We start from the raw sequence: 22,231 nt of genomic DNA, 5'->3' as shown, positions 1-22,231 counted from the left end.
TGGCTAGAGCTGCGTTTGAGTATCAGGCGCAATCACAACTCCGGCATCTTGTCCCTGATTTGTTGAGTTTGCTTTTAGGTCATCAAAGTCTTGCAGATCGATACCGAGGGATTGCCCTGCTTGCTGAAGCTCTTGCTGAAAGCGGGCCAAGTCGCTGCCATAGCCACAGCGCTCGGCGGCAACGTCAATGCCCATACTACTGTTCGCTCTGGCGCAGTCAATTAATTCGCTTCCGCGAAGTGGTGCTGATGCAGCCATGAGATCTACTCCCTGTACTCGCTATTTCTGTAATTGTAGAAACTGAGCAGTAGCAATGGATCTGTCACACGGCAGAAATTGGCTTATCAGCACCATGGCGCGGATGCCATGAATGATGACCCCTACGATGCCAAATGTACTTTTATTCCCTGAATGTAGTTAATTTGGCCTGATTGGGCATGCTAAATAAGGTCGTCATCAGCAAAAGTTTTTTACTTCGGCCAGATTTCTTTGAGCTATCAATCTTAAGGTTGTTGTTACATTTTGCGAAACCTGACTAAGCAATGATTGTTTTGCTTGGCACCATCTATTGCTGATGAGCTTGCCAATTTCATAAAACTGATATTCAAGAAAAATGATATTTGCAAAAAATAATTGCTAAAGCTGATAACTAAAGGGAATACGATCGCAAATTGGAAAGGGTATTACAGTTCATTAATAAAGTCAGCATTGACTATCGTTGCAGTTACCTGACCAGGTTGCTGTAAAAGTTGAAAGCGTTGATCAATAAAAACTTTGCTTTTCTCTAGAGTGGTAGATAATTTTTTTGTTGCGAGCATTACAAAATGTATTTCTAAAGATTAAATAATCCTTAAAGAGTAAAAGTGTGGCGCGATCGCCATCCTCAAGGTTATTCATGCTTTGAACGAAATGATGCGTTCTGTATCAGGAGATAAATTAGGGATCACAACTTCGGCCACGCTTTACTCAATTTTCACAACTTTTTCCCTTGATCCCCAAGATAGCAATGCCATAATCAAGCAAGCGAATAAAATCTTTGGCTTGGCTTTTTTGACGGCATAACTCTTCGCCAGGTTTGCCGAATATTGCGAACCGAAGTGAAGCATCTCTTCCTTCAGTTAGTTGATATCAAGCTTTTGTTTGTGACAGTTTATAGATCGGTGGCGGCAGCACTGAATCGTCCATATTTTTAGAACTTAGCGAGGATCCCGTATGCAGGTGGTACAGGTCGTTCATTGTCCAAATTGTGGTAGCAAAGCAGAACGCTTTCAAACAGCTCACAATCATCTAAAAACCCAATGTGCTGTTTGCGACTACTTGATGGTGACCTGTGCCCAAACAGGACGGGTTGTAGAAGCTTATGCTCCTGGTATTTCATGGCGATCGCAGCTGGTTGGCTAAGTTTGCCCAAGAGTAGGTAGATGCGATCGCAACGCAACCTTGGACGCGCAGCCCCATATTTGGTTCTATATCTAAGTTAATCGCCCAGTGTTTTCCCATCGGTTGGGAATCCTGGGCGATTTTGTCTTTCTATGTTCTGTCTTGCTGTGTTCTGTCTTGCTATGTGCTGTCCAGCCAGCCGAGCAAAACTTGATCAGTTGGGGGTTAGTAAGTAAGCAGCCCTCATGCAATTGCTGCTTAACTCCGTCGGAAGCATTACTACACCAACAGTTCGCCTGTTTCTTGCAGGGCATGCAAGTGATGGTAAATGCCACCGTGCCGTAGTAGCTCATCGTGGCTGCCCACTTCGGCAATTCGGCCTTTGTCGAGCACCACAATTTTGTCGGCTTCGCGCACTGTGCTTAGGCGATGGGCAATGATGATGGTGGTACGGGTGCCCAAAATATTGCGCATGGCGAGTTGAATCGATCGCTCCGATTCGTAGTCGAGACTGGAGGTTGCCTCGTCAAACACCAGCACATCCGGGTTGACTAGCAGCGCCCGTGCAATGCCCAACCGCTGCCGCTGCCCGCCCGACAAACGAACACCGCGCTCACCCACAATGGTTTTTAGCCCGTTGGGCAAAAGATGAATAAACTCATCGACTCGGGCGATCGCACAGGCTTGTTCCACATCAGCCACCGTGGCGGTGGGGTTGCCATAGGTCAGGTTGTCGAGTAGCGTGCCATTAAACACGTCCACTTCTTGGTGCACAATGGCCAATCGTTTGCGGTATCCCGTAATGTCGAGCGATCGCACATCGTGCCCATCGATCAAGATGCGACCCGAACTCGGTTCAAAGTAGCGAAACAGCAGCTTTACCAAGGTTGATTTGCCAGAGCCAGAACGACCTACCAGCGCCACGGTTTGGCGTGGCTCGATCAGCAAGTTAATGTCTTGAAGGACAGGGCGATCGCGCTCGTAGCCAAAACTGACATGCTCTAGATGCACCTTACCCGTAAATTCATAGCGAGGCGTTCCCTCAACATGATCGAGTATGGCAGCGTCCTCACCATTGGGGATATGCATAAACTCATGAAATCGCACCATTGAAGCAAACCGTCGAGCAAACACCTCGGCCAAATTGCTAATGGGCTCTAGTTCCGAGTAGGCCATGCTCGATACCGTTAGCGTGGTAATGAAATGGCCTAGCGAAATTTGTCCCCGCACCGTTGCCCATAGCGTCAGTGCCAAAATGCCAAACACGCAAGACTGAACAATGAACTCAGTTTGGGTAAAGAGCGCCACGTAGCCAACATGAATGCGATACAGCACATACTTCAGCTCGCGATCAAGCCGTTGGCGCTGTCGCTTTAGCTCATGCGCCTCGGTGCCAAAAGCCTTGACCGTTTTAATGTTGGTAATAATTTCGGAGGTACGGCTCTCGGTATTCTCCATGTGGCGATCCAGCCGCTTTTCTTGCTGGGTGAGCTTGGTGAGGTTGCGTACGGTGAATTGCAAAATCACCACAAATGACACCAAAAACAGCACCGCAATGCGCCACTCGATCAGCCAAATCACGACAAAAATCCCCACAATGCGAAACAGCTTAGGAATGAGCTGTCCGGCAATTTCGGGATAGGTCCAGGTGTGGTTGGATAGACCCTTGGCGACCCGACCAATCACCCGTCCGGGATTATTTTCGTCGTAGAACTCGAGCGGCAGTGACAGGATTTTTGCCACCGCGCTACCTGTGTTATCGCGGCGGGCACTTAGGGCAATATCCCAGTGGTACCAGTCGGTTAGCCAGGGCTGAATCGGGCCACGCACAACCGTTGTGATAAAGATGACCCCGAGCAAAAACATCAAAGCAAGATTGCGATCGCCCGTAAGGTTGAGCCCTTGGGCAATGCGGTTAACGATTCCTTGCACTAAGGGATCGACAGGCTGCTGCGACAGAACGTTGAGAATTTGCCCAGTCGCATACGGGACTGCCAAATCGGCTACTTGAAAAAAGCTAGTAGCCAAAATGCTGAGAACGGCTGCACGTTGATACCCGCGAAAAAATCGAAGAATTTCGGTAAACTTTCCCATGATTCTCCTCTGCGTTGCCAACCCAACAGGCTTAGAACCGACGGGTTGGTGGCATCTGGAGGGTGCCACCAACCCAGCACACACCACCCATCATCTAGGTTGAGTAGAATATGCCAGTCCTGGTTCTGTGTGTTGTGGGGGCTAGGTTTTTACTGTAGCACGAGTGTAGTATATTGTGTTACGCGAAGGGCAAGCTCATGCGATTGGGTGAGTGCGATTGGGTGAGGCTGATGAATTGGGTCAGGCCGATAAATTGCAAGAAAAAACGCTATGAACACTTTTGGCAAAAGCGCTCATAGCGATGTGGATGCGATAGACGAAGCAGTCAGTTTGAATGCGATGAACCCAGAAGGCAACACTTTGGAATGGGTGCAGAGAAACTGGCGATCGCCAAAGAGAAAGCTGAATGGGGTGACACCATTAGCCAATAGAATAGGCAGACTGGAGCGCCCAAACGACCAGAAATGCAATGGAACCCAGAATCAGAACTCCTGAAATGGCGACCACTAGCAAACTATCCGAGCTTTGAGTTTTCATAACCCCCCGATTGGTGTGTGTCATAGTGTACATGCTCCCAATATGGGAAATGAGTGAACCGTAGCGGATGAAATTTAGCAAAATCGCTTAAATTCTAGCCAGCTATGAGCCATTTGGGGAGTCCTTCAGTTTACGGATTTGCTTTTTTTAACTTTTATTTCGGATGAAGGACGGTGTTGGAGGAATTGATTGGGGCGATCGCACGAGGGGTTTTGGGGGCGATCGCGGTGGCGATTGGGCTAGAACTGGGGCTGCGGTTCGCTGGCTTGGCCACGGTTATCCGCTACATTCCCGATGTGGCAATGGGCCACCGTCTGGCTCCCAATCAACAGTTGCGTCGCTGGAACAAGCGCTTGTTTGTCAACCACTACTCTATGCGCAATGGCGATATTCCTCCAGCGCGCCCATGGAATATGCTGCGGATCTTGATGTTGGGCGACTCGGTGGCCAATGGAGGATTGGCGATCGCCCAGCATCACACCATTGCTGCCTTGCTAGAGCAGCAGTTAGCTGAGGGGCAAGCTGCATGGCCAACTGGGCAGCGCAATCCTGCGCAAGTGCTGAATGCGTCGGCCAGTGCTTGGGGGCCACGCAACGAATTGGGATATGTGCAAACGTTTGGCACGTTTGATGCACAGATAATTGTGCTGTTGCTGAATACCGATGATTTGTTCGCTGGGCCGCCGAGCGCCACATCTGTTTATGCGGCTGCCAACGATCGAGAACCAAGCCAATGGTGGAAATGGTGGGCGATCGCTCAGCTTTTCAAACGAAATCGCCCGATTGTGTCTGCCCCCATAGCAGAGTCAAATTGCGTAGCGATGAACCTGGAAGCCATTCGATCGATACATCAAATTGCCCATCGCCACCATGCTCAGTTCATCGTAGCGATGACGCCGCTGCGACGAGAAATTGTTCACTCTGAACAACGGCATTACGAATACGAAGCGAAACGGGAACTCCATCATTTTTTGATGCAATCAGGGATTCCATATTTAGACTGTAAGCCAGCGTTTCGTCAGGCGATATCCATGATGAAAATTTATCATGACTCCATTCATCTCACAGTGCAGGGCAATCGTTTGGTTGCATCGCTGCTGGCTCAATTAATTCGGCAGCAAAACCTGCAGCAACTGCGATGAGTTGAATCTTGGGGTGATGGTTTAGACACGGGGATGTTGGTGGTACAAGGACGACTCCACCGCCCTTGTACCACCAACATCCATAAATGTGAAATACAACCAACCACACGCATCCTTTTTGAAGCATGTTAGGACTTACGCACTTCATCTGAAAAACTAGGGGGCTTGAATGATGTTCGGAGCACTAAGCGCTCCGAACATCATTCAACTGAGTAAGTTCAGGCAGGATTTGAAGCATGAATTGCTGGGCAGTAGCACCGCGCAACAATTCACGCCGAAAGCCTACTAAGCCACCATTCCAAGACGAGCGCTCGGCACTGCAGACACACCAGTTTTGAGAGTAGTTCAGCAATTCCCCAATTGGTTGTTCGGTAGGTTGTGTCTATATAACAGTCGGGAATTTTAGTGGTGGGTTCCAGTTCTGCCACAAATCCGTATAGCCGTTGGTTTGAAAATGAGCTATTGACGATGAAACCAGGTGGCGTGCTGGTGGCACCAATGGGCGTGACCGACCGTATGGTATGAGCGTCGATACCCAACTCCCGCTGAAGAATTTGGGGAACGATGGCGGCTGCCGATTGCCCATCGGCAACGCGACCACCGGGAAAGTCGTACGTTGATTGCTGCACGCCAGGTCGATAGCTGGGTGGCGGTAGCACAAGCTGATTGCGCCATAGCGGCAGCACAATGCATGAGTCGGCTCGTTCCACCCGCCAATAATCTAGCGGTTGGCCCTGGTGATCTTGCAGGTGCTCCCCAATGAGTGTGAACCAGGGCGATCGCATTTCGACAAATTGATTGAGAACCTGCCAATCATGGGGGTTGGTTTTGTCATCATCCGGCTCAGCGGAATTTGATGAATGGGCCATACACTGCAACGATAAGAGAAATCTACGTCTACTTAGGATACGGTGTCTTGGCGGGTTCATTCTTCACGTTGGGAATTGACTTTGGTACGTCGGGTGCGCGGGCGATCGCCATTGATGAGGCGGCTCAACCCCAGGCCCAAGCGAGTGTTGCCCTAACAGAGCAAACTGCTGAGGCATGGCGTATAGCCCTCTACGACTTACTGGCACAGCTACCGCTCACAATTCGGCAACAGGTGCGGGCGATCGCCATCAACGGTACCTCTTCCACGGTGCTGCTGTGCGATCCCCAAGGGGTGCCTATCCGCGAACCTCTGCTGTACAACGATGATCGGGGTGCAGCAGTGCTGGGCATTTTGGAGCAACTGGCTCCTCCACAGCATCCCGTACTGAGTGCGACCTCCAGCCTAGCCAAGCTGATGTGGTGGATTTGCCAACAGGCTATTGATTCGCCTGGGGTGAAGCAACAGGAATCAGCACGTCCTTATTTTTTGCATCAGGCCGATTGGCTGGGCTTTTTGCTGCATGGTCAGTTGGGGGTTAGCGATTACCACAACGCGTTGAAGTTGGGCTACGACGTAGAGCTGTTGCGCTACCCCGACTGGATGGCGCATGTTCCACCCGCGTTTCAACTACCGCAGGTGGTGACGCCAGGGCAAGCGATCGCTCCCGTAACAGCCGCGATCGCTACGCAGTTTCATTTGCCGCCGACCTGTACCGTTCACGCCGGAACGACGGATAGCATTGCCGCATTTTTGGCCAGTGGAGCCAGCCAACCAGGAGATGCCGTCACCTCATTAGGCTCAACCTTGGTCATCAAGTTACTCAGCAAAACTCGGGTCGATGATTCTCGCTATGGTTTGTATAGTCATCGCCTGGGCGATTTGTGGCTGGTGGGTGGTGCCTCTAACACGGGAGGTGCCGTGCTGCGACAATTCTTTCGAGATGAGGAGCTACAACGTTACAGCGATCGCATCGATCCCCACACATCCAGTCCCTATCAGTACTATCCCCTGCTCAAACCGGGCGAACGGTTTCCCATCAACGATCCGCATCTGCTGCCCGTGCTCACCCCTCAACCGGATGATCCAGTCTTGTTTCTCCACGGTTTGTTAGAAGGAATCGCCCGCATTGAGGCACAAGGCTACGACCTGCTGCAACGCTTGGGTGCCTCGCCTGTTACACGCATTTACACGGCGGGGGGTGGAGCCCACAACCCCACCTGGACTCTGCTGCGATCGCGAATGCTGCCGGCTCCTGTTTTGCCTGCTCCGCATACCGAAGCTGCCTACGGAAGCGCCCTCTTGGCTCATATGAATTCCTGACCGACCGCATCGATCTGGGATCGAGAACGTGCGATCGCACCTGCTGTACTCGCTTGGTTGGCTCCATGGTTGGCTTCAAAACAAGGCCCATTTTAAGGACAAGACTTACGCCGTTGAATGATGTTTGGAGCGCTAAGCACTCCAAACATCATTCAATCCTCTAGTTTTTTGGATGAAGTGCGTCAGCCCTAGAGGAGCCAAAAGTTTTCTCCAAGTTGTTGCAAACTGAATGTGTGGGTTGAGTATTGGATTGAGTGTGGGATTGTTTTTTCTGCGTCACGAACTGTTGGTCTTGCTGTTGCAAAAAGTATACCCAGTAACATACATCCTGAATAGCGTTTGCGATCTCAACAGTATCTCTTGCTCATCTTGCAAGTCCATTTTTGATTAACTCATCCATTCTCTTGAGCTTCTTCTTTTGATTGATGGTTGCGATCGCAGTTTGATGGAAAAAATCATCCGTTTGCGCGAAAAAAAACGATGAATTGAGAAAATACTGAGTCTTCAGGTAGATTGTTGTGTGTGTATTTATACGTAAATCGACTAGAAAGATCCAAGTATTCTTGCTGGCATCAGATCCAAAATTTTAGTTGCTTTCGTTACAATATAAAGGCTCTGTAAAGAAGCAATCGCGCTTATTCTACTGCGGCGAAATTCCAGAAAGCCTTGATATAAAGGCTTGTGCGATCTTTTCTTGTGGTGAGAATTTAATATTCAAGTTTTCTTAATATTGAATCAAAAAACAGCCTCTATACTAGATGGAACAACCAATTTCGCTGTTTTGAAGCATCTAAGCGGTTGAGCGCCACATCCGGGTAAACCTGGCCGCCTTTACAGAAGCTTTACAAACGGATAAGCGCTTCATTAACCTCACAAAAATACCCGCCTAGTTTTGAGCGGACGACCCTAATATGTCGGAGGCTAAGTCGGCGTCTTTGCTGAAGATTCATCCCGTGTTCCCCCAATCTTCGGCTTGGCTTCTTGAGAAGTAACGTGTCTGGCTTGAGTGTATTTACTGACTCAGCATGGGTGTGTTCAAGAAATGGCCAACTTCAATCCTATATCTTTAGTCAGAGCCGATTGTCTCCATTGAGCGTGTAATCTTGAGACTCGGCACTGTGCAAGGGTCATCACCACCAAAGCCTGATATCTCAGCGAAAATCGATCCACATTGGAACCTTTGAGCTGAATCAATCGTCGCCTTGTGTCTGTATCGGTTTTCATCAATTTCAGGAGCATGCAGTCGTAGTTACACAGTGTCCATAGGTGGTGCGGCTAGAGCCCACCGACATCTACCAAGGCATGTCGGCCCTATTGCTAGAGGCTATGCAAGATTGCTCCTTCATCGCCAGCACTTCTTGTAAATCATCGTCAGACGAGATCCTCTAACCCCCAGCCTTGAGGTTTTCTATGAAAATTGCTGAACCCCCCAATACATGGACCAACTGGTCTAACGTTTACGATGCAGATTCGCGAGTGCTTGACTCTAGAATTCTTCATCCTTCGGTCTACTCATGGTCAAAACGGTTTGTCGATGTGTTCGGCAGTTGTGTCGGATTGGTTGGATTAGCTGTCCTTTTTTTGCCGATTGCGATCGCCATCCGTCTTGATAGCCCGGGTTCCATCTTCTACAAGCAAAAACGCTGTGGCTTAAATGGTGACTGCTTTACCATCTACAAATTTCGCACCATGGTCGAAAATGCTGAACAGCTCAAGAATGCCGTTCAAAACGAAGCCAAGGGTGCCATTTTCAAAAACCAAAATGATCCCCGCATTACTCGGGTGGGTCGGTTTCTCCGCAAAACTAGCCTGGATGAGCTGCCCCAATTTTGGAATGTGTTGCAGGGTGAAATGAGCCTGGTTGGAACTCGCCCACCCACCATTGATGAGGTGACTCACTATAGCGATCGCCACTGGAAACGGCTAAATGTCAAGCCCGGTTTGACGGGCGAATGGCAAGCCAACGGTCGCTCGACTGTACAAGATTTTGAAGATATCGTCAGCATGGACTTGCATTACCAAGTGCGCTGGAGCCTGATGTACGATTTGGTGCTGATTTTCAAAACCGTTGCGGCACTTTTCTCTCGCTCTGGAGCGTACTAAGTCCTCATCTCTGTGTGCGATCGCATTTTTGGGATTGCATCTGCGAACGAACGTGTGCGTTCCTAGTTTGTCGTGCCATCAGTTGCTATACCGTTGCTGTACCGTCCGATTGCTGTGTGAAAACATGAGTCTGCGATCGCCTATTTCATTCACAGCAAAATAAATTTGGTGAGTGTCTATGATTTCACACTCGCTTGTAGAGGAATCATTCCCGAATTGACCTGAATGTTCATCTGCCTTTAGCGCAACCTTACTCCTTCGCATGATCAAACCTAGGAGGGAGGACATGATTCGTCCCTCCTAGCATTCATCCTGACTGCAAAGCATATGACATTACAAGTTCTCACACCCCAGTACACAGGTCGTAAGCCGACGCTCACTATCTTCTATCAGTTTGATCCGTGGAATACGACCATTGGTGGCATTCAGACGATTATCCGCACGTTCATCAAATATGCGCCAGATGAGTTCAACGTTCAATTAGTAGGCACTGCGACCAATTCATCCATCGCGCTTCGACAGTGGCATGAACAAGAATATGAAGGTTGTGTCGTTCGATTCATGCCGTTGTTTATGCTGCAAAATGATAACGTGCGTGGCGTGATCCCGACTACTCTTAGATATACCGCAGCCCTTGCGGGTCAGCGCTTTTCTTCAGATTTCTTACACTTTCATCGACTAGAGCCAACCTTGGCCTCGTTTGGTTGGCAGGGGGATAAAACCCTGTTTATCCACAACGATATTCACAAGCAAATGGTATCTGCTTCGGGTGGCAAACAGGCAATTTTGTGGCGACATTTTCCTCAAGCCTATTTCACCCTAGAGCGTATGTTGGTGAAGCAGTTTAGCCAAATTTTCTCCTGCAATTCTGAGTCGGCACAGCTCTACCAGCAGCTTTACCCCCAGGTGGCCGATCGGGTCAAACTCATTCGCAATACGGTCGATAACGATATCTTCTACCCCACAACCTTGCGCCAAAAGAATGAGCGGCGTTTGCAGCTAGCAAAGTCGATGAATCTACCTGAAGATACGCGGTTTATTCTGTTTGCAGGAAGATTACACCCCCAAAAGGATCCATTACTATTGGTGCGATCGCTCGCCGCATTGAACGATCCCCGTGTGCATTTGCTCATTGCTGGTGAAGGCGAACTGGCGGATGAAATTCGTGCAGAAGGGCTGCGCCTTCAAGTCTCTCAGCACATGACCCTGCTTGGTGCCATGAATCAGCAAGAGCTGGCAGACTTGCACCGATTGTCGAGTGCTTTGGTGCTGACCAGCATTTACGAAGGGTTGCCATTGGTTGTATTGGAGGCGCTTGCCTGCGGAACGCCCATTGTGACTACCAACTGTGGCGAAACACCACGACTGCTCAATCCCCACAGTGGCTTGGTCGCCACAGACCGAACCCCCGACGCGATCGCCGAATCCATTCGGGCTGTTGTATTCAATCCTGAGCGCTTTTCAACCGATGGTTGTCTCCAAGCTGCACGGCCCTACAGCGCTCAAGAAGTCATCCACAGCATCTACAGCGACATGCTGCATCGATGGCAGCCCAAGGAGTTATCCACCGCATCCCTTTAGGCCACGCTTACCTACGTCACATTAAGGACTTTTTTCCATGAAAATTGCTGTTATTGGCGCCAAAGGCATTCCTCCCAAACAAGGTGGTATTGAGCACATCTGTGCAGAAGTTTATCCACGCATGGTGGCGAAAGGTCACACCGTAGACCTGTTTGCCCGGTCTTCTTATACCGATTTCTCTGCCTTTCACAACTACGAATTTGAAGGAGTGCGAGTGATATCGCTGCCATGTTTGGGCATGCGGGGGCTCGATGCCTTTAGCAGCTCAGCTATGGGCGCGGCTTTGACCGGGCGCGGTGGCTATGACATCATTCACTTCCATGCGCTGGGGCCGTCACTGTTTACAGGGTTACCAAAAATCTCGACTTCGTCTAAGGTTGTGGTGACCTGCAACGGACTGGACTGGCAGCGCGACAAGTGGGGCAAGACTTCCAGCCGCTTAATTCAACTCGGAGAAAAGGCCGCAGTTCGCTTTGCCGACGAGTTCATTGTGGTGACGGAAGCGTTGCGCTCCTACTTCCTGCAGACCTACGGTCGCGATACGGTTGTCATTCCCAATGCTCCGGCAACCTATGCCAGTTCTGACCCCACCTTTAGCTACAGCAAATCGCTGGGGCTGACTCCAGGCAAATACGTGGTGTATGTCGGGCGGTTGGTGCCTGAAAAGTGCCCCGATCTGTTGCTGCGGGCATTTCAATCCCTGAGGCTGCAAGATTGGAAGCTGGTGATCATTGGCGGCAACAGCGACACCTCAGCGTTTGTATCATCGCTGAATGACTTGGCAAAGGATGATCCAAATGTTGTGTTTGCAGGCGAGCTACGCGGTAGCCGATTGGCAGAAATTGTCCGGGGTGCTGGCTTGTTTTCGCTACCCTCCAATTTGGAAGGGCTGCCGTTGGCCATGTTAGAAGCGATGCAGGAAGGGATTCCTATTGTGGCAAGTAACATTCCACCCCACCAAGAACTGCTTAATAACGGTCGAGGAATTCTGTTTCAAGCGGGCGATGAAACGTCATTTGCGAAGAGCTTGAATTGGGCAATTCAGCATCCCGAAGATATGAAAGTTATGGCTCAGAAAGCACAAAAGCATGTTGGCTTGTATTACACCTGGGACAGAATTGTTGATGATACTTTGGAGGTGTTTGAAAAGGCTTTGAATCGCCAAAACTCTTGGCGAGAAAAGAGTCGGGCGATGACCCAAACTGTTGAGGTCGATTAATTCAACTATCAGGAACAACTCATCAATGACAGCGTCTATTGTATTGGATTGAGGTCGAAATTCGGTTCAAATGTGCTGACGGATATGGGCGATCGCATGATTAATCTAGACATCCGGAATCTAATTTTTTGAATTTGAATCCTGATGTAGCCTCATGAGCCGAACTGTAATTTTGACCGCAATTTTGACCGCTGAGTATCTAGGTTCTGCTTGTGTGCTGAGTATGAGTTTTTTGTCAAGTGTACAGGCCACTGTGCAATCACCATGACGTCGATTCAACTTGAATGGGTGAATGGGTGACAGCAAAGATAGGTCGATGATTTTGGTGGTTCCCGCGTGAATTCTAGAGTGGTTGTGATGTTTACGATGAGTGTGCACTGTGGATAAAATTTCGTCCCTATCCTCAACATTCAAACGCCGTCTCTGGGTTGCGTTGGCAACGTTTACCTCGGTGGTGGGTGCAGCTTCGGTGTTTTTGTTAACCGCGACACCCCGCTATCAAACAGCAGTTCGCCTGCTCATTGATGAACAAAAAACCAGTGTGTCGGAGTTGGGGCGTGCGCTCTCGGAGGTGCCCAACGCAACTCCCGGCGGTGCCAGCCCAGTGGCCACACAAGCAGAGTTGGTCAAGTCGCAGCGCATTCTACAAAAGGCTTTGGATCGGGTGCGCTTGCAAGATCCCAGCGGAGCCGCCGAGGCGTATCCCTCGCCTGGGGAGTTGGGGAGTCGGGTAGAGGTAAAAATTGTGCCAGCCACCAACTTGCTAGAGCTGAGCTACGAAAATGAAAATCCTGAGTTTGCAGCGAAGGTATTGAATGCGATCGCTGAGGCCATGGTCGAAGAAAACTCCGAAGCCATTCGACAAGAGGCCTCTTCTGTTCGCGAGTTTTTGGAAAAAACCATTCCTGAGCAAGAAGCTCGGCTGACCGAAGCAGAGCGAGCAGAACAGCAGTTTCGTCAAGCCAACGGTTTGGTGGCAGCAGAGGTGCAGGCGAGTACGCTGGTGCAAAACTTAGCCGCTGTTGAGGATGAATTGCGGGCGACGATCGCGCAAATTCAACAGGCCAACACCCGCGATGGGCAGCTTCAGCAAATTACGGGAGTTGGCTCGCCCGATAGTGGATATGCGGCGGTGCGGGCTGGACAAGATGAGTCACTCCGCGATTTGCGTACTCGCTTGGCAGAGCTGGAATCACAAATTATTGATAGTCAGTCCCGATTGGGAGATCAACACCCCGATTTGTTGGCACTGCTAGACCAGCGCGATCAGCTACAGCAGTACTATGAGGCGCAGTTTGCAAACACGGTGGGCGGACAGGCTGTTCCCTCGGATGTGGCTGCTACCGACGAGGTTAGCCGAGAGCTGATTTCTCAATACATTACGGGCACAGTGGAGCGCAATGCTCTTACAAGTAAGCTGGCTGCGCTGCAAACTAATCGCCAAAGCTTGCAAGCTCGCCTGACCCAGCTACCTGCTCAGCAGCAGCGGTTGGCTGCCCTCGTTCGCCGTACCGAAGAAGAAGAGGCTTCTCTCAAGCTGTTGCAAAATAACCTGGAGCAAGCTCGTATTGCAGAAGCTCAGCTGATTAGCAATGTGCGCATTGTTGACCCGGCGGTGGCTCCATCCACTCCGGCTAGCCCCAAAGCTCCAGTGGTGTTGGTGATGGCGATCGCCGCAGGTTCGGTTCTGGCGGTTGGTGCAGTGCTGTTGCTGGAACTGCTGGACAACACTATTCACTCCACAGATGACCCCCAAGAGCTGTTCAACGTGCCCGTCATGGGAACCTTGCCCAAGGTGGTGTCGATTCGCAACTTTGCAGACCTAGAGCGCTTTTTGGATGATTCACGCCAGGTTGAACCTTACCGAAGGCTGCTGAAATCCCTAGAGCATCGATATGACAGCCCCCTGAATGTGCTGCTCATCAGCAGTACATTCAGGGGCGAAGGAAAATCGAACCTGGCGGCGCGGTTGGCGGCGGTATCGGCAATGGCCTCGCGTCGCACTCTGCTAGTGGATGCCGACCTGCACCATCCATCGCTGCATGCCATGTTCAATGCAGAGTCTCAGCCGGGAATTGCCGAAGTCACCGAAGGCAGCATTCCGCTATATAAGGCGATTCAGTCTACAGGAATTGATAATCTATCGCTGCTGTCGTGTGGGCGGCTGTTAACGCGACCATCCATGGCGCTAGAGGCTCCTTCCATGAAAAAGCTAGTGGCAAAAGTGGCCGGCTACTACGACCTTGTGGTGATAGACACAGCCCCAGCCGGACAAAATGCCGATGCGCTCACCCTCAACCAATACACCGATGGCTTTTTGATGGTGGTAAGGCCAGAACACACTCCGCGTGATGCGGTGCAGCGTGCCGTTACCGATTTGCAAAATGGTGGCTCCGATATTACAGGCATCATCTTAAACGAGACTTCGGATCTGCCGATTGCCATGTCGGAACCGCGTACCGATTTTCGTCCCCCATCGCAAACTCCTGTGCGGCCTGTTTCCAACGGCCAATCTGTCTCAAGGGTGTCTCATAACAAACGAGCGCATTCTGGCTAATGGCCTCGTTTGGTTTGTCTGAATTCCCATCCACGCTTTCACACAACGGTTTTATGATGCCCATGCTATTGTTTCGCTCGCTAACGCTGTCATTGACTTTGACCTTGGGTGTAGTGGCAGTTCCGGCGCAGGCGCAAGCTCCCTCTCAATCTGCTCAGCCAACTCCCTCGCTCGATCAGTCGTCGGTGCCGCTCAAGGCTGGCGATCGCATTCGGGTTACGGTGGCTGGATTTCCCGACCTGTCGGGCGAACAGGTGATTTTGCAAGATGGCACGATTCAGTTGCCCATGGCGGGATTGATTCGTGTTGGCGGACTGAGTCCCACCCAGGCCACCACCACCATTTCTCAGTCGCTGCTGCCCTATGTGCGTCGTCCCCAGGTAGCGCTATCGCTGCTGAGCCTGAGCCCGATTCGCATCAGTGTGAGCGGCGAGGTACTGCGACCTGGCCCCTATTCCATCAATCCCTCTAGCACCCCCGAAAATAATTTCAATAACTCCAACGACAGCGGCAGTTACAACGCCATTCGGCTGAGCGATGCCCTGGTGCTGGCGGGCGGCATCAAACCCAGTGCCGATCTGCAAAACATTACCATTCGGCGGCGGGGCTCGGCGGGGCGCTTTAACCGAGATGTGCAGGTGAACCTGTGGCAAGCCATTCAAGAAGGGAACTTGGCCGCAGATCCCACCTTGTTTGATGGTGACGAGATTTTAATTCCGGTGGTGGCGGCTGGGTCGATGGATCAACGCATGTTGTTGTCTTCGACGGTGGCTCCAACCGAAATTACCGTGCAGGTGGCGGGCGAGGTGAACAATCCCGGTCAGGTTACCATTTCGCCAACTTCGAGTGTGAGTCAGGCGGTGGCGGCGGCAGGTGGCCCCACCGATAAAGCCAACCGTCGATCGATTGAGCTGCTGCGCATGGGGCCGGATGGCCAGCTCACCCAACAAACGTTTGAGTTTGGGGATACGGCAGAAACGGTGATGAACGGTGACTTGATTGTGGTACGGAAGCGCGGTACGGATAGCGTGTTGGATTTCTTGGGTCGATTGCTGCCGTTCTCGTTCCTGTTTTAGAACTTCGCTCTGATTCATTCACGAATTGATTAGTCAATTGGTTCATCGATTCGTTCTGATTTTGTTCACTCGCAATTTATTCATTCACAAGGGTTTGATGCTGTGCTAAAGGGCGATCGCCAACAATCTACACGCTTGCTGCTGGTTGCCTCGGTGGCGATTGTGGCCTTTGGGCTGGTGGCTGGACTGGTGGTGAGTACCCAACCGCTCTACATTTTTTTGGCGATCGCAGCGGGTGCCATTCTCTACTGCTTTTTCACCCAGTTTGAATACACCGTGTTGGGCCTTTTGGTGTTGCGCAGCGCACTCGATCCTTTTTCGGGATACCAGCTCACGGCTGCATTTGCCCTGGGTCTAGATGCCCTCACCATCATGTATGTCACGCTGCAACTGCTCACGCGACAGCCCGTTCATACCGATCGATTCTTTTGGTTTTTTGCGGGTTGGGTTGGGTTGCAGAGTGTTTGGGTGGTGTTGCTACCCCTTGGAGGACTGGGGTTAGGGGCTGATGTGCTGCCTGCTGCCATTCGAGAGTGGATTCGGCTGGTGTCTTGGCTGATGGTGTACCTGCTGGTGACCCAATTGCGCGATCGCATCCATCCCACAAGGCTGATCTCATTCTTGTACGCTAGCCTCATCATTCCCATTTCTATTGCCATTCTTCAAACGGTCATTCCATCCGTTCTGCCGCCTATCTTTTTGGGTGGATCTGAGAGTGCCCCTGGTGAATCGATTTCGCGAATCAACGGTACTCTCGGTCATCCCAATACATTTGCGACGTTTTTGCTGCTGTTTATTGCGCTGACCTGTTGGCGGCTCAAGTGCAGCAAGCAACGATGGCGATGGGTCGCGCTGTTGTGCGTTTTGGCCTTCTTCTTTGTGAGTGCGAAATCGCTGTTTAGTCTCATGATGTTGGGTGTGTTTTTACTCATGTTGTTGGCCCCTAGTATGGATGCGGTCAAATTTATTGGCGGAATTGTGCTGTTTGCCTTGGTAATTGTGCTGTTTGCCAGCACCGAGTTTGGCCGAGAGCGGCTTGGCTCGATTGGCGAAACTCCTTTGCTGAATCCAGATATTGATTTGTGGCGCGCAATTTTGCTATCTGCAGGAGATGGCAATAGCTTTAACTGGCGACTGGCTCAGTGGACTGATTTGTTAACTCAATGGCGACGATATCCTTTGCTGGGGTTTGGCTTAGGCAATAGTATTGCCGTTAGCGGTAATGGCTTGTTGCCCCATAACGATTACATTCGTGCCCTAATTGAAGGCGGTATTGTTGGCTTTTTTACGTTTGTTTTCCTGTTTATTGCGCAATTTGGTTGGTTAATTCAATGTTTGCGCAGCAGTGCGATCGCCCACAATGGGCTGCGTAAAGAGCTGTGTTTCGTATTAATTGCTTTATTGGCTGCTGTTCCGGTGGGTATGCTCACTGAAAATATTTGGAGCCATACCACCTTCTTTTTTTACTGGTGGGCGTTGTTTTCGCTGGTCGGTTGGGATTGGGAACCACCCAAAAACTCGACATCGCTGCTAACAACAGCTACCTCACTTTAAGGGTTGGCTTGGGTGCATCAACAGCCTTACAATCCCTCGCTAAATGTTCAGCTTTTTTCGGTAGATGTTGGATTGATTCGTGAAGAAATTTCTATTGTTCAGCTTGCTATAAATCAGGCACGATCGCATTCTCAGTCTGAGGGTTTCTTCTCAGTTCGCACGCTGTTTCGCTGGTGATGAACCTATGAGCTTTGTTTCGTATATCTTTCAAGATTGGTCTGCCAATCAAGATACAAGTTTCAAGTCTAGGTTGTCGTTATTTCTATTTCGAACTGCCCAAGCTTTACAAGGTCTGCCTACCATATTTCGGGTGATTGCACTACCAGCTCGGTTCATTTACCAAATTTTGGTGGAATGGATCTTGGGAATTGAAATTCCCTGGGATACGCAAATCGGTCCTGGTCTCCAGCTGCAGCATGGCCATGGTTTGGTGATTAATCACCAAACCGTCATTGGCAAAGATTGCATTGTTCGTAACTCGACCACGATAGGAAATAAAAAACTGGCAGATGGCACCTATAGCGCATGCCCTAAAATTGGCGATCGCGTCGATATTGGTGCACATGTCGTAATTATTGGTGCCGTTTTGATTGGAGACAACGCCATCATTGGAGCGGGTTCGATTGTGATTAAAGATGTTCCCTCGAATGCGATTGTTGTTGGCAATCCGGCTCGTGTGATTCGCATTCAAGAACCTGTCGAGGAAGCAAAGCATGCCTAAGGTTTCTGTCATTATTCCAGCCTACAACTCGATGAAATATTTGCCTGAAACGGTGGCGAGTGTTCAGGCTCAAACTTTTCGAGATTACGAAGTTTTGATTGTAGACGACGGCAGTTCTGACTCCATCTATCAATGGTATGGCACACTAAACGACCCGCGCATTCAGCTCATTAAGCAGATGAATCAAGGTGCATCCACAGCCCGCAATACTGGTATTGCCAAATCGACGGGTGAGTATCTTGCCTTTTTAGATGCGGATGATTTGTGGTTGCCGACTAAGCTGGAAAATCAGGTGCACTTGTTTGAGCGATCGCCCGAATGTGGCTTAGTACATACATGGTTGAGCTTAATCGATGCCAATGGCCGGCGAACGGGCAGAACGTTTCAACCGACAACGGAAGGACATGCTTGGGCACAGTTGGTTGAACGCAATACCATTGGCTGCTGCTCGGTGATGGTACGACGAGAGTGCTTTGATGCGGCGGGTGTGTTCGACACGAGTTTGCGCTCTGCCGAAGATTGGGACATGTGGCTGCGCATCGCGGCTCAGTACCCCATCGGCTTGGTTCCCAAACCGCTGGCGCTTTACCGATTGTTGCCCTCTAGCAAATCCAAAAATTGTCAGCTTGTGGAAGCGTCGCTTACTCAAATTATTGAAAAAACGTTTCGAGCGGTAACTCCCGATTACGCCCATTTAAAAAATCACAGCTATGGCTACGCCTATCTCAACCTCGCGTGGAAGTCGATTCAAAGCTACGATCGCGACTGGCAACGGGCGATCGCATTTCAGCGGCAGGCGTTGCAATACCATCCCAAACTGTCTCAATCGAGAGATTATTGGCGGCTCAGTTTGGCGATCGCATCGATGCGGTGTTTAGGCTCCCAAAACTACAGCACATTGCTCCATTCCTACTATCGACTCCGTAACCTGATCTAACTCATTGCAAACATTTGGTTCTGTGATGATCGCGCGCTCCTCACTCACCGATTTTTTAGCGCCATGTTTCGTGTGATATTCCCTAGATGTTGATCGTGCGACTCCGGCTACCTGTACAGTTTCAGGCGTATCACGACCTTACCTTATGTCATACATTCCATCCTCTCATCAGCATGATTTGTCTCGTTCCAAGCTGTATCTTGATACCGAACAATCCGTGAGACCCAAAATTGCCTTACTCAATTCCATGGATCTGATTGATGACTATCTCGACCACATCAACATTTCATTGGAAACGTTTTGCCATGACTTTACGGGCAATTGGATGTTTGGTTTTGCGAAAGCGTTGAGCATTGTGGGCGTGGACACCACGTTGTTTTATGTTTCGACTCGTGTGTCTGAGCCGACCTATTTGATTCATCAAAAAACACAGATTCCCATGTGTATTTTGCCGGCTTCGAGCAGCTATCGCCTGTATCGCTTTGTGCGGGCCAAGCTGCTGAAGCAGTATGGAGCCGAAGCGGGGCAGTCATTCAAACAGGTGTGGGCCGAAAAGGGCCAACCTTCCCAGCCTGACTCGCTGATTGTGCGGCTAAAAGATGGCATCAAAAGCTTGGGAACCTATTTGGCGACTCCGCTGCCTCAGTTTGCCAAAGAATTGAAGCAACAGGGCTGTCGGGCGTTGATGTGTCAGGAATATGAGTCTCCTCGGTTTGATACCTGTGTGCTGCTGGGGCAGTTGACGGGCATTCGCTCGTTTGCCACGTTTCAAGGGGGAGACAAAACGCAAAGCTCGATTGAGCGGTGGTCGCGGCAGTGGGCTTTTGACCGCTGTACAGGGGTGCTCGTCTCTCCACAAAAAGAGATTGATCGGATTCGCCAGTGCTACGATGTGGCTCCCGATAAGGTTTCGCGCATTTTTACGCCGATTGATACGGCAATTTGGCATGCGGTGCCGCAGATGGCGGCTCGCACGGCTCTGGGACTGCCCCAGGATGCCCGCATGGTGGTGTGCCATGGCCGTATTGATATGCACCGTAAAGGGTTGGATATTTTGCTGCTGGCTTGGGAGCAACTTTGTCGCGATCGCCCCAATGCAGATCTGCGGTTGGTGCTGGTGGGGACAGGCCCAGATTCTGCCAAAATGCGCCAATGGATTAGCGATCGCCAACTGCGCGGCATCATTTGGCGGGATGAGTTTGTGAATGATCAGCCTACCATTCGTCAATATTTGTCGGCTGCCGATGTGTACGTGATGGCTTCGCGGCAAGAGGGCTTTCCCATTGCTCCATTGGAAGCAATGGCTTGTGGACTGCCCATTGTGGCGGCTGATGCCCCCGGAGTTCCCGATATTCTAGAACAGGGCGAAGCGTCTGGTGGCGTGATGGTTGCCCGCGAATCGGTGGATGAATTGGCGATCGCCCTGGGTCGCATTTTGGATGATCCGGTATTGGGGATACAGCTGGGGACTCAAGCCCGCCAGCGAATTGAACAATCCTTTTCACCATTAGCAATTGGCCGTCAGCTGCGTTCGGTGCTGCTGGGTGAGCCCCTAGCTCCTCTGCCATCTGCCGAGGAGCGATCGCCCATGCCACACATGCCACACAACGTCTAGTTCATCGGCGCACCTTTATTTGAGCGAATGGAGTCATGCAAGGTCTCAAAAGCAAAGTCTTAAAGGGAGGGATCTACCTGACCCTGCGGCAGCTCGTTAGCAACGTTCTGTCGATTGTGAGTGTCCTGGTGATTGCCCGAGTTTTGGGGCCCGAAAATTATGGAATTGTTGCGATCGCGCTGGGCATTTTCTACTTTTTAAGCTGGACGACCAAAGTTGGACTGCCGATCTATTTGGTGCGCCAAAGCAACCTGGATGGCGACGCGCCCAAAGCCGTATTGAGCTTTTTTAATACGGCTGGGGTCATGTTTTGTGTGGTGCTGTGGCTGTGTGCGCCGTTGCTAGGCTGGTGGACCAATCGGGCCGAGGTAACTGATGTCGTGCATTGGCTACCGCTACCGCTGTGGTTTGATATGGTGGCCAGCGTGTCGATCGCCATGTTGGAACGAGAGCTAAAATTTGCCGAAGTGGGCCTGATCGAAACCGTCGCGCAAATTTCTAACTATCTGCTGTCGATTCCGCTGGTGCTGTTGGGTTGGGGCTACTGGGGCCCGATCGCAGGCATCATTCTCCAGTTTTCGCTGCTGTCGGCGATCGCCACCTACTACTACCCCATCCCCTGGCGACTTCAGCTTGAGTGGAAGATCCTGAAACCCGCACTGCAATTTGGCATTGGCTATTCTGGATCGTCCTGGTTGCTCAACCTTAAAGCCCTCACTGTTCCCCTCGTCATTAGCCGCTTAGCAGGGGTGGAAGCAGCCGGAATTGCGGGCTTCTCCATTCGCTTTGTTGAGCAGCTATCCATTTTGCGTTGGGTGATTAAGCGCATGTCCATCAGCGTACTGGCACGCCTCTCAGGCAATTTAGATGCTATCCGCAGCACCATCACCAAAGGAATGGCCTATCAAGCCCTGTTGATTGGTCCAGTTTGTGCGGTGTTTTCCTGCTTCTCGGCCTGGATTATTCCCCTCCTATTTGGTGAGAAGTGGTTGCCGAGTATTTACCTGTTTCCACTGGTGGCGATCGCAACATTGGTCAACTCCGTGTTCGACATGCACAGCTCTGCACTCTATGCAGCCGGCCACAACCGCGACGTTGCTAAGCAAAATGCTGCCTACATTCTGCTGCTGTGGCTGTCGTGCAGCTTATTGTTGCCCCGCTTTGGCGTATGGGGCTATGGCCTCGCCGAGCTGGTTGCACTTCCTAGTTTTGTGTTGATTCACACCTCTCTCACCAAGCTGTATGGCAGCCCAAACTATCACGTCGTAGTATGGCTGATTTTGGCAACGTTGCCGCCCCTGTTTGCGGGTGCATTCTTTCCCCAGGGATGGGGATTTGCCGCGCTAGCCATCAGCTATGGCCTGCTGCTACTGTGCAACCGTGCCGTTCGTTCGATCCCGATTGAACTGTACTCAACCTGGCGCAGTAAAAAACAAGTTTCAGCAACTTAATGCACATTGTTTTCGTCTTAGATTGATTTCGCGTTTTCCTCCATTTATTTGTATTTTTTGTGTCATTCTGCAT

Annotated in this window: 16 protein-coding genes; 13 read left to right on the top strand and 3 right to left on the bottom strand. The window is 50.7% G+C overall.

Features of this window, described 5'->3' with window-relative positions; genetic code table 11:
- Positions 1 to 3: 3 nt before the first annotated feature.
- A complete protein-coding gene (locus tag ACQ4M4_RS02450) occupies positions 4 to 258 on the bottom strand; it encodes a hypothetical protein (protein ID WP_430682864.1) in 255 nt (84 codons plus the stop codon).
- A 954-nt stretch (positions 259 to 1,212) separates the two neighbouring features.
- Here ACQ4M4_RS02450 and ACQ4M4_RS02445 point away from each other — a divergent pair.
- Entirely contained in the window at positions 1,213 to 1,401 is a 189-nt protein-coding gene (locus ACQ4M4_RS02445) for a replication restart DNA helicase PriA (RefSeq protein ID WP_430682863.1), read from the top strand.
- A gap of 258 nt (positions 1,402 to 1,659) precedes the next feature.
- Here the strand turns inward: ACQ4M4_RS02445 and ACQ4M4_RS02440 are convergent, their stop codons facing one another.
- A complete protein-coding gene (locus ACQ4M4_RS02440; protein ID WP_430682862.1) occupies positions 1,660 to 3,474 on the bottom strand; it encodes an ABC transporter ATP-binding protein in 1,815 nt (604 codons plus the stop codon).
- 710 nt (positions 3,475 to 4,184) lie between these two features.
- On the opposite strand from ACQ4M4_RS02440, the gene ACQ4M4_RS02435 reads away from it, so the two are divergent.
- On the top strand, positions 4,185 to 5,153 hold the full coding sequence (locus ACQ4M4_RS02435) for a GDSL-type esterase/lipase family protein (protein ID WP_430682861.1): 969 nt from the start codon (positions 4,185 to 4,187) through the stop codon (positions 5,151 to 5,153).
- 269 nt (positions 5,154 to 5,422) lie between these two features.
- Here the strand turns inward: ACQ4M4_RS02435 and ACQ4M4_RS02430 are convergent, their stop codons facing one another.
- Positions 5,423 to 6,022 (bottom strand): NUDIX hydrolase, encoded by a 600-nt coding sequence (locus ACQ4M4_RS02430; protein ID WP_430682860.1) that lies wholly within the window; start codon positions 6,020 to 6,022, stop codon positions 5,423 to 5,425.
- Between ACQ4M4_RS02430 and ACQ4M4_RS02425 the strand changes: the two genes are divergently transcribed.
- The 11 genes from ACQ4M4_RS02425 to ACQ4M4_RS02375 all read left to right on the top strand — a co-directional run bounded on the left by ACQ4M4_RS02425 (position 6,010) and on the right by ACQ4M4_RS02375 (position 22,158).
- Positions 6,010 to 7,344: an FGGY-family carbohydrate kinase gene (locus tag ACQ4M4_RS02425; RefSeq protein WP_430682859.1), complete on the top strand. Its 1,335-nt coding sequence runs from the start codon at positions 6,010 to 6,012 to the stop codon at positions 7,342 to 7,344. The genes ACQ4M4_RS02430 and ACQ4M4_RS02425 overlap by 13 nt on opposite strands.
- 1,410 nt (positions 7,345 to 8,754) lie before the next feature.
- A complete protein-coding gene (locus ACQ4M4_RS02420; protein ID WP_430682858.1) occupies positions 8,755 to 9,447 on the top strand; it encodes a sugar transferase in 693 nt (230 codons plus the stop codon).
- Positions 9,448 to 9,774: 327 nt separating this feature from the next.
- Positions 9,775 to 11,028 (top strand): glycosyltransferase, encoded by a 1,254-nt coding sequence (locus ACQ4M4_RS02415; RefSeq protein WP_430682857.1) that lies wholly within the window; start codon positions 9,775 to 9,777, stop codon positions 11,026 to 11,028.
- A 37-nt stretch (positions 11,029 to 11,065) separates the two neighbouring features.
- A complete protein-coding gene (locus ACQ4M4_RS02410; protein WP_430682856.1) occupies positions 11,066 to 12,247 on the top strand; it encodes a glycosyltransferase family 4 protein in 1,182 nt (393 codons plus the stop codon).
- Positions 12,248 to 12,626: 379 nt separating this feature from the next.
- Complete coding sequence (locus ACQ4M4_RS02405; protein WP_430682855.1) at positions 12,627 to 14,804, top strand: GumC family protein; 2,178 nt, start codon at positions 12,627 to 12,629, stop codon at positions 14,802 to 14,804.
- Between the two features lie 53 nt (positions 14,805 to 14,857).
- Positions 14,858 to 15,880 (top strand): SLBB domain-containing protein, encoded by a 1,023-nt coding sequence (locus ACQ4M4_RS02400; protein WP_430682854.1) that lies wholly within the window; start codon positions 14,858 to 14,860, stop codon positions 15,878 to 15,880.
- Between the two features lie 102 nt (positions 15,881 to 15,982).
- Positions 15,983 to 17,434, top strand: coding sequence for an O-antigen ligase family protein (locus ACQ4M4_RS02395; RefSeq protein ID WP_430682853.1), 1,452 nt, complete (start codon positions 15,983 to 15,985; stop codon positions 17,432 to 17,434).
- A 184-nt stretch (positions 17,435 to 17,618) separates the two neighbouring features.
- Positions 17,619 to 18,155 (top strand): serine acetyltransferase, encoded by a 537-nt coding sequence (locus ACQ4M4_RS02390; RefSeq protein WP_430682852.1) that lies wholly within the window; start codon positions 17,619 to 17,621, stop codon positions 18,153 to 18,155.
- Positions 18,148 to 19,092: a glycosyltransferase gene (locus ACQ4M4_RS02385; protein ID WP_430682851.1), complete on the top strand. Its 945-nt coding sequence runs from the start codon at positions 18,148 to 18,150 to the stop codon at positions 19,090 to 19,092. The genes ACQ4M4_RS02390 and ACQ4M4_RS02385 overlap by 8 nt, the downstream gene beginning before the upstream one ends.
- A gap of 145 nt (positions 19,093 to 19,237) precedes the next feature.
- Positions 19,238 to 20,707: a glycosyltransferase family 4 protein gene (locus ACQ4M4_RS02380; RefSeq protein WP_430682850.1), complete on the top strand. Its 1,470-nt coding sequence runs from the start codon at positions 19,238 to 19,240 to the stop codon at positions 20,705 to 20,707.
- A gap of 35 nt (positions 20,708 to 20,742) precedes the next feature.
- The gene (locus ACQ4M4_RS02375) at positions 20,743 to 22,158 is read left to right on the top strand and encodes an oligosaccharide flippase family protein (protein ID WP_430682849.1); all 1,416 of its coding nucleotides are present in this window, start codon (positions 20,743 to 20,745) and stop codon (positions 22,156 to 22,158) included.
- Positions 22,159 to 22,231 lie beyond the last annotated feature (73 nt).

This window comes from Leptolyngbya sp. AN02str (genome assembly GCF_050565595.1).
Taxonomy (GTDB): domain Bacteria; phylum Cyanobacteriota; class Cyanobacteriia; order Elainellales; family Elainellaceae; genus Kaiparowitsia.
The sequence above is the reverse complement of the archived record's forward strand: the minus strand, read 5'-3'. Positions and strand labels throughout refer to the sequence as shown.